Genomic DNA, 12,467 nt, shown 5'->3' with positions numbered 1-12,467 from the left:
CCGGTCAATAGTATCGATCTGCCCCGGTAGCTTTGTAACACCATCAAAAATAGCGAAATGACGCAAATAAATACCTACCTCACCTTTACCGGCAATTGCCGGGAAGCAATGTGCTTTTATCAGGAATGCCTGGGAGGACAACTCACCTTTCAGACGGTAGGAGAGATGGCAGGTGCCGGACTATTACCGGCAATACTAACCGAGGCCATCGTACAGGCAACCTTGCAAAACAGGTACCTGTTCCTCGCCGGCTCCGATATGGTCGAAGAAGAAGGACTCGTAAAAGGAAACAATATATCCCTGCTGCTGTGCTGTGATACAGAACGGGAAGCCCAGGACTACTACTGGAAGCTGGTAGCCGGTGGCATCGCAACCTATCCCTTACAAAAGGGCCAGGAAGGAGCCCTCTGGGGTACACTTACCGACAAATATGGCCACCAATGGCTCCTCAGCACCAATCCCCACAAATGACAATACCTCTTAAAACAATAAAAACGGAAAATATGAGAAAAGTAGTTTTGCTGATGCATGTCTCCATCGACAATTACGTAGCAGATGTAAATGGTGGACTGGACTGGATGTCATACGATCACGAAATGGAGACGTATGCCGAAGAACTGGTAGAGACAGTAGGCATGCCCCTATACGGACGCGTTACCTATGGCATGATGGCTGGTTACTGGCCTACCGTGCTGGAAAACCCTGAAAAAGCTAGTGAACATAGTCTGAAGCATGCCAGATGGGTACAGGATATACCCAAGGTAGTCTTCTCCCGCACCATGGAGTCCGCAGATTGGAACAATACCCGGTTGATCAGGGAAAATATTGCAGCAGAAGTAAAGAAACTTAAAGAAGAGCCAGGAAAAGACCTCATGATCTTCGGCAGTCCGGGATTGGTGAAGACCTTTGTAGAATTGGATCTTATTGATGAATACCGGTTGACCATCCAGCCCATCGCACTTGGAGCAGGTATCCCGTTATTTAAAGACATGAAAGAACCGGTAAGATTAAAACTTATTAGTACAAAACAATTCAAGTCGGGTGTTATCGCTGCCCATTACACGGTGAACAAAAAGTAAGATACCCTTGGTTTATATGGCACGTAAACTATTATCGAGCGGGTACCCATCGCGGCACTGGCAGGCTGCTGCTAAAGAACGCTGAATCAGTGATAGCGGTTAATATTATAGAAAATCCTTATTATCGGGTTGCCACCTCCTCAAAGGGAGGATAGGGCCAGGAGAGGAGCCGCTACACTTATTTAGAGAAGACCCAATATCCCAGTGCCAGCCATAGCAGACCTTTTAACAGGAAAAAGATGAATCCCCAGAAGCCAATACGTTTTAGCCAGCGGATGATCTTTTCCTTTTTTTCTGGATTTATTTTCATGGTTCGCCAAGTTACACATTTTAGCGCTATCTCCCTGCCTTGGAACAAATGAAAGCACGGCAATAAACAGGAAGGATAACGAATAAAAGAGGCTGTCATCAGATCATCTTGAGACAGCCTCTTTCTCATTTATGCCTTATTTTATGTCAGACTAGATCAAATCGGTCCGCATGCATCACTTTATTCCACGCCGCTACAAAATCCTTTACAAACTTAGCTTGCCCGTCAGTACTGCCATACACCTCTGCCACAGCTCGTAATTCTGCATTGGAACCGAAGACGAGATCAGCACGGGTCGCTGTCCATTTGGTCTTTCCACTGGAACGGTCACTGCCGATATAGTGTTCTTTATCGTCAGAGGCCGCTTTCCAGGCCGTATTCATATCCAGCAGATGCACAAAGAAATCGTTGGTCAGCACACCCGGACGATCGGTAAATACACCATGTTTGGAACCGTCAAAGTTAGTACCCAATACACGCATACCGCCTACCAACACGGTCAACTCAGGTGCCGTCAGCCCCTGTAGCTGCGCCCTGTCTATCACCAATGCCTCCGTCGATACAGGTATGCCCGGCTTCCGGTAATTACGGACGCCATCTGCCAGCGGCTCCAGGTAACCCACCGATTCAATATCCGTGTTCTCCTGGGAAGCGTCCATCCGGCCGGGTGTAAAAGGAACCGTCACCGCCTGACCACCGTCTCTCGCTGCCTTCTCAATTGCTGCCGCGCCGGCCAATACGATCAGGTCCGCCAAAGAGACCTTTTTACCACCACTTAGCGTAGTATTAGCTTCCTGCTGAATAAGCGCTAAAGTATCCAATACCTTTTGCAACTGCACCGGATTATTTACCTGCCAGTCTTTCTGTGGAGCCAGACGTATACGGGCGCCATTAGCGCCTCCTCTCTTGTCAGACCTCCGGAAAGTAGCGGCAGATGCCCAGGCAGTAAATACCAGCTCAGATACACTGAGCCCTGATGCCAATACTTTCTCCTTCAACGTAGCAATATCCTTTTCATCTATCAGGGGATGGTCAACAGCAGGGATAGGATCTTGCCATAGCAACTCTTCTGCTGGTACATCAGGTCCCAGGTAACGCGCCCGCGGACCCATATCGCGATGCGTCAGCTTGAACCATGCCCGGGCAAAGGCATCTGCAAAAGCAGCTGGGTCTTCCAGGAAACGCCTGGATATCTTCTCATAAGCAGGATCAAATCTTAAAGACAAATCAGTGGTCAGCATCGTAGGCAGGTGCTTCTTAGCCCCGTCATAAGCATCAGGAATGATCTTATCCGCATCTTTAGCCACCCATTGGTGCGCACCGGCCGGACTTTTAGTCAATTCCCATTCAAATGCAAACAGGTTTTCGAAGAAGTTATTACTCCACTTCGTCGGCGTCGTCGTCCATATCACTTCAAGCCCACTGGTAATAGTGTCCGCACCTTTACCAGAACCATAACTGTTACTCCATCCAAGCCCCTGCTGCTCTATACCTGCCGCTTCCGGCTCTTTACCCACATGGCTCGAAGGAGCAGCACCGTGCGTTTTACCAAAACTATGCCCTCCAGCTATCAATGCCACCGTCTCCTCATCATTCATCGCCATACGGCCAAAAGTATCACGGATGTCTCTCGCTGCAGCTATAGGATCAGGATTACCGTCAGGCCCCTCCGGATTCACATAGATCAACCCCATCTGCACAGCACCAAGCGGTTTCTCCAGATTACGGGAATGAATATCACCATCCGCATCGTCATCAGACGATACTACACCGTGCTCCTTAGGTACACCTTCCGATCCGTGCGCATATCGCAAGTCCCCGCCCAACCAGGTCGTTTCTGATCCCCAATACACATCCTCACTGGGCTCCCAGGCATCTTCCCGGCCCCCGGCAAATCCAAACGTCTTAAAGCCCATCGACTCAAGCGCTATATTACCCGTCAGCACCAATAGGTCCGCCCAGGAAAGCTTACGGCCATATTTTTGTTTGATAGGCCAAAGCAACCGCCGCGCTTTATCAAGGCTTACATTGTCCGGCCAGCTATTAAGCGGCGCAAACCGTTGCTGACCCTGACCCGCACCACCACGACCGTCTCCCACACGATATGTACCCGCACTGTGCCAGGCCATACGGATAAACAATGGACCATAATGCCCAAAGTCAGCCGGCCACCAATCCTGTGAATCAGTCATAAGCGCATGCAAATCCTGCTTTACAGCCTCCAGATCCAGCGTCTTAAAAGCTGCCGCATAATTAAAGTCTTCATCCATGGGGTTTGATAAGGATGAATGCTGACGCAGAATGCCTATCTTTAACTGATTAGGCCACCAATCCTCGTTCCTGGTACCCCCTCCGCCAACGTTTTGTTTCATACTGCCATTGTGGAATGGACATTTACTGATGTCATTTGGATCTTTTCCCATTGGAATAATTTTTGGGTGTTGAATGAATACTTCCTTATATCAATATTATTAAGCAGTATTCTAAAAATAGACTAATTGAACGTATAATCAAAATCAATTAATTCTATAATTCTATAGTTTTCATCTATTCATATACGGTAGTAGGTTAACATACATTAAGCTGCTTTTAAGGTCGATTTAAGGTCCAGATAATATTATCCCCTTAAATTACGGCCATCAATTTTATCGGATATGATGAGTCTTATACTGCTGTCATGTGTTAATCTTCAGGCCTGGGTGGCTATCTATTTATTTAACCTGCTGAGACCCAGGGACCGTTTCGAAAAAGTACTCAATGTCTTCCTCGTCATTCTCCTCATTCACCTCGCCATCAAATTATCCCTCTGGGTCATCTGGAAAAGCGCCTTCCTATATAATAATAACGCAACAGGATTCGGCACCGTATACGGTCCCCTGCTTTACCTCACCACCCTGATCTATCTGGACCGCAAAGTATCCGTACGGACTATCATCCTGCATATGCTGCCCGCATCCTGCTTCCTGTCCGTATTTCTGATCGACAGCGCCGGATACCTGGGTGGTCAGATCAGCTCTCATTTAGTAAGCGTAAATGCGACTGTAAACCAGGTATTTACCATATTCTCCCTCATCATATATCCCTTGCTCGCCTGGCATGCCCTGCACAAAATCGCCACTCAACCCGGTGACATAAAAAGACGACTGCTGAATACCATCATCCGCATCCTGCTGCTTGGTATACTATTGGGATTGATCGCAATGGCCCTGTATGCAGCAAAAACCAACCGCTGGGACCTTAACCTCTGGATATTACCCTACCTCTGCTTCGCCTGGCTACTGGTACTAATACTGCGATATAAAATGAAAGCCGTCGCTTTCATACCTCTTCCCCAGGCCGCCGAAGAACCTGCCCCCGTTCAACAGTACAAAAAGTCAAAACTCGACGAAGAAATGATGGAGGGGTACGAACAAAACCTTCGCCAATTTATGGGCACAAGTCGCATTTACCTCGAAACAGAACTCTCCCTGGGAGACCTCTCCGAACGTTCCGGTATCCCCAAACACCATATTACCCAATTGTTAAGTGAACGGTTTAATAAAAACTTCTACGCTTTTATTAACGAATACCGTGTTGAAGAAGCCGTCAACAAACTAAAAGACCCCTCCCTCGATATCAACCTCCTGTCACTTGCACACGACTGTGGCTTCAATTCCAAATCTTCCTTTAACAGCCATTTTAAAAAGATCACCGGCCTCACACCGTCACTATACCGGAAAAATATCCAGCAAAACATTCCCTTAACAATTCCGTAAGAATTCCGTAACCTTAGTTAGATTGGCCATGGTGGCAGTTCTATATGTGCGCCCCACCTGGCTCGTACCTCCCAATGACCTCCCCACCGGGCGTAGTCGTATTAGTTCATCCCCTTTTCCACTTTTGTGATAGTACCTATTACAATACTATCAAAACCAAAATGGAAATGAGATTATTTATGCTACGCAGTACGCTTCTCTCTCTATGGCTGGCACTTTTGCTTATCGCAGGCAATGCCTTCGCACAGGAAAGGATCATTAAAGGGAAAGTCACCGGTGCAGATGGCGCCGGTATCCCTGGCGCCACCATCCGGGAGAAAGGAAGATCTGGTGGGGCACTCACCAATGCCAACGGAGAATTCTCCTTCAAGGCCAGCAACCCGGACGCTGTCCTCGTTTTTTCAACAGTAGGTTACCTGTCCCGGGAAATAAATGCATCCGCTGATAACTTCAATATTATACTACAGGAAGATCGCAAACGCCTCGATGAAATCGTAGTCACCGCCATGGGAATACGCAAAGAGGCAAAACGACTGGGCTACTCCGTACAGGAAGTAAAAGGAGCAGACCTTATAAAAGCCCGCGACCCTAACGCCATCAACTCCCTCGCTGGTAAAGTGGCAGGCCTTACCGTCGGCGCCAACCCCGAAATGCTCGGCCGCCCCGATATCGTACTACGGGGTAGTAAAGACCTCCTATTCGTAGTAGATGGAATACCCATCAACTCCGACACCTGGAATATCAACCCCGATGATATCGAATCCTATACCGTCCTCAAAGGCGCCAACGCCGCCGCACTATATGGGTTCAGAGGTATCAATGGCGCCATCGTCATCACCACCAAAAGAGGTACCAAAGATGGTAAAGGCTGGCAGATAGATGTCAACAGCAGCACCCTCTTCGAAAAAGGGTTCCTCGCACTGCCACAGATACAGGAAGAATACGGGCGCGGTACCAACTTTAAGTACAGCTATGGCGACCAGCTATACGACAACAGCCAGCGGCTGCCGGAATGGGGACCCCGCTTCGAAGGCCAGCCCGTCAAACAATATGATAGCCCCTGGGATCCCGCCACCCGCATCAGAACAGCTACCCCCTGGACAGCCCGTGGTAAAGATAACTTCAATCGCTTTATGGAGACAGGTATCATCAATTCCAACAATATCTCCCTGTCCACCGCTACCGACCGCGCTGATATCCGGATATCCATGTCCAATATGAATCAGAAAGGCATGAACCCCAATACCAAACTGCATACCTATGCACTGGCACTCAACGCCGGCTACAATATCACCGACAAATTCAGGATCGAAGCCAGCGCCAATATCAACAAACAATATTCTCCCAATATTCCCGATGTCAACTATGGTCCCAACTCATATGTCTACATGTTCCAGGTATACGGATCAGCAGACTATAACATCGACGACCTCAAAGATATCTATAAAGGCCCCCAGGGTGTACCGGGACTGATCCCATACGCACAGGAATATGGCCGTGAGAACAGCGCCTGGTTTATCGCTAAAAAATGGCTGCGATCCCACGACAAAACCGACATCAATGGATATGTCAAAGCCAGCTACAAATTCAATGATGCTTTCAACCTGAGCCTGCGCTCACAGATCACCACCTGGAACCAGGTACGTACCGAACAAGTACCTGCCGGGACTAACCTGAACACCTATACCCCCTGGTACTACTTCGGCTGGTACGGCGACTACCGCGAAGATCGTCGCAATCTCTTCGAAAATAATACCGACTTGACCTTAACTTATAATAAGAAAGTCAGCAAATTCAATATCTCCGGACTGGCAGGCGCCAGCATGCGCTCCTTCAGCTACAATTCCCTGTGGGGTACCACCAAAGCCCTGGCACTCCCTAACGTATATGTACTGGCCAACTCCAAAGATCCATATGCGTCCTATACCTGGGCCTCAAAAATGCAGGTATATAGCGGATTCTACTCCTTCGATATCACCTACGACCGGTTCCTCACCTTATCACACACCGGCCGCGTAGACCACGTATCTACACTGGCGCCCGGATACAATACCTTCTACTATCCTTCCGTATCCTTAAGCTCTGTGATCAGCGACTACGTAGACCTGCCGAAGTTCATCTCCTTATTGAAGATAAGGGGTTCCTACGCCAATGTAAAGGGCGCACTGACTGCACCTACCGTATCTTCCGCATATACGCAGATCACCGGCAAAAGCACCAACAGCCTGCTCGGATATGGTACCGATCTGTATTCCTCATATGATGGACCTACCTATGCCAACCAAATGGCGTATGGCTTCACGTCCTATTATAATAACACACCTTCCGTTTCCTATTCCAGCGTGATCAGCAACGCAACACTAAAACCGTTCTCCGTATCTTCTTACGAAGCAGGTGCTGACATCCGATTGTTCAAAAACAGATTGGGAATAGACTTTACCTACTTCACCAGCCTCAATGGCCCGCAGATCTTCCCATTAGGTGTAGCGCCTTCCACCGGATACGATGCACATAACGTAAATGCCATCACCACCCGGAAAAAAGGATTTGAGATCGCCCTGAACACTTCCCCCCTTAGAAACCCCAAAGGCCTGAACTGGGATATCAATATCAACTACGCTACCTACAAAGAAACCTTGCAACATATCTATGGCGACGAACAATCCGTACAGCTCAATAACCATGTGTACCACCAGGGCGATAGGATAGATGCGATCTACGACGCCGGATTCGTAAGAGATGGCTCCGGCAATATCATCTACTCCGGCGGCTTACCCCTGCGTGCCCCCTCCGACATCGGCAACAGGGTACTGCTGGGATACGCCAACCCCGATTTCACCTTCGGCATAGGCAACCGCTTCTCCTACAAAAGCTTCTCCTTCAGCTTCCAGATCGATGGCCGCATCGGGGGGAAGATCTACGATGAAGTATACCACGATGGTATGAACGGTGGTACCGCCCTGGCCAGCGCCAGCGGCGATTTCGGTACCGCCAGGTTCGCAGACTGGCAGTCTACCAACAATGGTACCGTAGCACCCACCGGACACTATGTAGCGCCGGGCGTAAAGATCATCTCCGGTACACCGCAATACGCAAATGGTAAGATCACTAACATGAAAGACCTCCAGTTCGCACCAAACGACGTCGCCACCACCGTACAAAATTTCATCTCCTCCGGTATCGGCAACGTACCCGAATATTGGATGGTAGACCGCTCCTTCGCCAAACTGAGAGAAGTGACCATCAGCTACAGCCTGCCGTCCAAATTGCTGGGCCATGGCCGCTTCATCAAAGCCGCCACCTTCTCCCTCGTAGGACGCAACTTACTCTACTGGGCCAAACGTAAAGACATAGATCTCGACCAGTTCGCCGCCGGATACAACGACACCGATCGATCCCTCAACAATGGTGGCATACTACAGAGCGCAACAGCCAGAAGATTCGGTTTTAACGTCAATCTAAGTCTCTAATATTACAACTCATTCATATGAAACTATCATTCAAATATATCCTACTGGCATGGCTGATAGCAACATCCGTGATCAGTGGATGCCAGAAAGGAGACCTGCTCTCCAATCCTAACGTCGCCTCAGACAACTCTACCGTACCGGTATCCCTGATCCTCAATCACCTCACGACCAACCTCATGAGGGAAGAAGAACCCGTGATCTCCACCGTATACCGGTACAATCAGAATATCGTCTCTAACTATTCTTATTACTTCGGCAGCAACGCCTACAACTGGTCCAATACCAACCATACCTACGACATGATCCGCTACTGCTCCCAGATGGAAGCACAGGCACAAAAACAATATGGTAACACCACCAACGTATACTTCGCACTCAGCAAGTTCTTCAGAGCCTACGCATTTATCTGGTTGTCCCAAAGAGTAGGCGATATCCCAATGTCACAGGCGGGCAACATTAACAACCTCACGCCGGCATACGATAACCAGCACGATGTGTACAAAAACAGCCTCGCCCTACTGGATACCGCCAATACCCTCCTGGGTACACTAATGGTAGCCCCCGGCATAGCTGATAGCAAAGTAGATGCAGGTGGAGATATCTTTGGCCTCACCTACATGCAATGGCGTAAACTGATCAACACCTACCGCCTGCGCGTACTCATTAGCATGAGCAAACGTGCCGATGACAACGCAGACCTGAATATCAAATCACAGTTTGCCGACATTATCAACAATGCAGATAAATACCCGGTAATGACGTCTGCCAGCGATAACATGGTATATCGCTACACCACCATCACATTATATCCGCCTAACCGCTCCGGTAACGCGCCGTACAATAACTGCGCTAACATCAGCCAGACCTTCTTTAACGTCACCGCTGCCTACCACGACCCGCGCGTGTTTGCACTGACAATACCTGCACCCGCTCAACTCACCGCTGGCAAACAGGTAAGCGACTTCACCGCATACATAGGAGAAGACAATGCTAAATCACAGGGACTCATGTCCAGCTTCTCCGCAGATGGTAAATACTCCTCCCTGAGCTACAACCGCTACATGTCATCCTCCTCCGGCGCCAACGCAGAACCCTACGTATTAATAGGGTACCCCGAACTGTGCTTCAACATAGCAGAGGCAGCCTACCGTGGCTGGATCACCGCCGATGCCGCCTCCTGGTATCTCAAAGGCATAAACGCCTCCATGAAATGGTATGGCCTATCACAGGGACAAACAGTAACCATCGGCAACGTAGATGGTAGCAAAACCAACCTGGGCTCCGCAGTGATCGATATCAATGCCTTCCTCGCAGATCCCAACGTAGCCTACGATCCCGCTAAAGGCCTCACCCAGATACTGACCCAGAAATATGTAGCCTTCTTCATGAACTCTGGCTTCGAATCATACTATAACTGGCGCCGGACCGGCATCCCCGCATTTAGCCAGGGTGGCGCAGGTATCGGTACTACCAACAACATGATACCGATGCGCTGGCAATATCCCCAGGATGAGATCACCTACAACAACAATAACTATAAAACTGCCATCGGCAACCAATATGGTGGCAACGATGACGTAAACGCCAAAATGTGGCTGATCAAATAATCCTACCGCTTGCTATCTATCTCCCGGCTCATTGCCGGGAGATAGATAGTATCGTTAATATACCTCGCATGAAAAGATTCTATCATATCTCTGATAACCCGAGGATCAAAATATTCGAACCCAGAGCCCCCATGGCCAGCCAATATCGCATGCTGCCCGATGTCGTATTCGCCATTACCGGCGAACTCCTGCATAACTACCTCCTGCCAAGAGACTGCCCCAGGGTCACCTACTACATAGGCCCCCAAACCTCCGCCGCCGATCGCCAATATTTCTTCGGCCACAGCACCGCCACTTACATCGTAGCCGTAGAAGCCGCCTGGCTTAAACGTATACAACAGGCCATCATCTATTGCTACGAATTTCCCCCCGACAACTTCTACCTGCTCGATAAATGCGCCGGCTACTACATCTCTGAAAAAACAGTCGCACCCCTCCAGGTTAAACCTATCTACAACGTCATGGACGAAATGCTGAAACGTAACGTCGAACTCCGATTTATGCCTTCCATCATCAGCCTGGCCAGCGCAGTCAAAGATTCCTCCCTCAACTTCTCCCTCATCAGAATGCTATACGCCAGGTAAGGAACACGTATGGTATGTAGCGATTAAGTGATTGTAATACAGTTTTTTGAGTAATATTTATACTACTTAGTATGTTGATAATGAATGTACTAAGTGCTCATGTCCACCTCTCGTATAACATTCGTATACCATTCCTGTATCATTCCTATACTCGCCGCTCGTCAACCTCTCTAATTACCTATAATATATATATGCCGGAAAATGTTTATGCATCGGGCGTCCAACCCGCCATCCCACAACAGGCAACTCTCATCCGTCCGCAACATAAATAGCCGCTCGGTAAAGTGAAAGAGAAGACAGTCATACCGAAATGCTCCTACTAATAAATAGAGATGTATAACGTTAATGGTTATACTTATTTAATACGGTAAGGAGAAATTACCGCAGTGTACCGCTGTGATCGGGTTGGCCGTCCACCATAATAGCAGCCCCATCAAAAAAAGAAAGCTACTTATTAGAATATATATTTATTATGCAATTGATTGCAAAGCAGGAGGTGCACTCTACATGTAATGCTGGTAGCAAGTTTAAGCGGTCACGGCATTTTAAAGAATGAGTGTACATTCAACAAGTATTATCGTAAATACATACAATAAGTGTGTAAGAAACGTGTTAGGCGATCCGGGAAATACGTAGAAATCCACCGGTGAATATCTAATTAATACCAGTAGTAAGTAGCGGTTATTTAGCCTTGTAAGTTGTCATATTCCCTTTTCATATACCGCGCAAAGTGCTTGACCACTCTGCTTTGCAAAACAAAATACCGCCGTTTGTATAAAGGTATTATTGCACTGGACAGCAGTTTTATTATTACTGGAAGATTAAATCTTTTTAATGTTGTTTGGTTTTTGCAAGAAGTGTTTATCTTCGATTCGCGTTACAAACAGGATTGAACAAACATTAGAGCAAGCTAAACAGTCTGTCCTCTCTTGATGAACCATTAAATAACTCAGTGTCTGAAACCCGTTTTATAATAACCATTATAGTTAAACTCAGCGTCTAAGAAACCCGTATTTAAAAACACCACACGTTATCGGTAAATTACTCAGCGTCTACAGGAAGCTCCCTTTTGTTGTCTCTTTGCGAATGTGCCGTTTCAATTGTGTTGAATACTTGATCAATATATCGTGTTTACCTACACACGTGGTTATTGTTAGTGCCTGGAGCATTAGTAATGATCCGTGAATTGCCTGTAATTAAATGCCTTGTGTTTATGACCACAACAGAAATTTTCAGATTGCTTGTGATTAATCTGAGCGAAATCATTCCATATGCTGGAGATAAAGAAATAGATCGCAGTGATATGTTATCACCATTAGGGGCGGATTCTATAGGACGAGCCATTTTAATTGAGAAAACTTTAGAAGATCTTCATCTGAATGTGCCTAGACCTGAATTTCACAGTGCCACAAATCTTGGTGAACTCGCTGACCTTTTCTACGAAAGGTACACAGCAACCCATACTATAACTGTTACTTGATTCATGTAACTAAACGCATTTGTGCAATTTCTGCTCTGCACAATGAATAAAGTCCCGTGGCGCTTGCATCATGCCATCCCGCTGACTTTAACCGGCTATTAGTATCATTTGTCAACAACAACTATTATATCCTGTCAGCATCCTGCACCGGCCGCTGATAAAGGATTTACCGCGATGTACAG

The 12,467-nt window shown here is 47.7% G+C and carries 9 protein-coding genes; 7 read left to right on the top strand and 2 right to left on the bottom strand.

All coding sequences use genetic code 11. From position 1 onward, the window contains the following. Positions 1–57 precede the first annotated feature (57 nt). Complete coding sequence (locus KTO58_RS11590; protein ID WP_095839205.1) at positions 58–471, top strand: VOC family protein; 414 nt, start codon at positions 58–60, stop codon at positions 469–471. A gap of 32 nt (positions 472–503) precedes the next feature. Next, positions 504–1,079 (top strand): dihydrofolate reductase family protein, encoded by a 576-nt coding sequence (locus tag KTO58_RS11585; RefSeq protein ID WP_095839206.1) that lies wholly within the window; start codon positions 504–506, stop codon positions 1,077–1,079. 178 nt (positions 1,080–1,257) lie between these two features. Here KTO58_RS11585 and KTO58_RS11580 read toward each other — a convergent pair whose 3' ends face one another. Together KTO58_RS11580 and katG are read right to left on the bottom strand one after the other, a co-directional pair. Further along, complete coding sequence (locus tag KTO58_RS11580; RefSeq protein ID WP_095839207.1) at positions 1,258–1,389, bottom strand: alanyl-tRNA synthetase; 132 nt, start codon at positions 1,387–1,389, stop codon at positions 1,258–1,260. 146 nt (positions 1,390–1,535) lie between these two features. After that, a complete protein-coding gene (gene katG, locus KTO58_RS11575; protein ID WP_095839208.1) occupies positions 1,536–3,812 on the bottom strand; it encodes a catalase/peroxidase HPI in 2,277 nt (758 codons plus the stop codon). Positions 3,813–4,043: 231 nt separating this feature from the next. On the opposite strand from katG, the gene KTO58_RS11570 reads away from it, so the two are divergent. The 5 genes from KTO58_RS11570 (at position 4,044) to KTO58_RS11550 (ending at position 12,285) form a co-directional block, all read left to right on the top strand. Next, a complete protein-coding gene (locus tag KTO58_RS11570) occupies positions 4,044–5,144 on the top strand; it encodes a helix-turn-helix domain-containing protein (RefSeq protein WP_095839209.1) in 1,101 nt (366 codons plus the stop codon). 167 nt (positions 5,145–5,311) lie between these two features. Next, on the top strand, positions 5,312–8,614 hold the full coding sequence (locus KTO58_RS11565; RefSeq protein WP_225860207.1) for a SusC/RagA family TonB-linked outer membrane protein: 3,303 nt from the start codon (positions 5,312–5,314) through the stop codon (positions 8,612–8,614). 17 nt (positions 8,615–8,631) lie between these two features. Then, entirely contained in the window at positions 8,632–10,221 is a 1,590-nt protein-coding gene (locus tag KTO58_RS11560) for a SusD/RagB family nutrient-binding outer membrane lipoprotein (RefSeq protein WP_095839211.1), read from the top strand. A 68-nt stretch (positions 10,222–10,289) separates the two neighbouring features. After that, the gene (locus KTO58_RS11555; RefSeq protein ID WP_225860206.1) at positions 10,290–10,805 is read left to right on the top strand and encodes a DUF6886 family protein; all 516 of its coding nucleotides are present in this window, start codon (positions 10,290–10,292) and stop codon (positions 10,803–10,805) included. Between the two features lie 1,213 nt (positions 10,806–12,018). Beyond that, complete coding sequence (locus tag KTO58_RS11550) at positions 12,019–12,285, top strand: acyl carrier protein (RefSeq protein ID WP_157753021.1); 267 nt, start codon at positions 12,019–12,021, stop codon at positions 12,283–12,285. The last annotated feature ends 182 nt before the right edge of the window (positions 12,286–12,467 follow it).

Origin of the sequence: Chitinophaga pendula, from assembly GCF_020386615.1 — a bacterium.
In the GTDB taxonomy this organism is placed as follows: Bacteria; Bacteroidota; Bacteroidia; order Chitinophagales; family Chitinophagaceae; genus Chitinophaga; species Chitinophaga pendula.
This window is presented reverse-complemented; position numbering and strand designations above follow the sequence as displayed.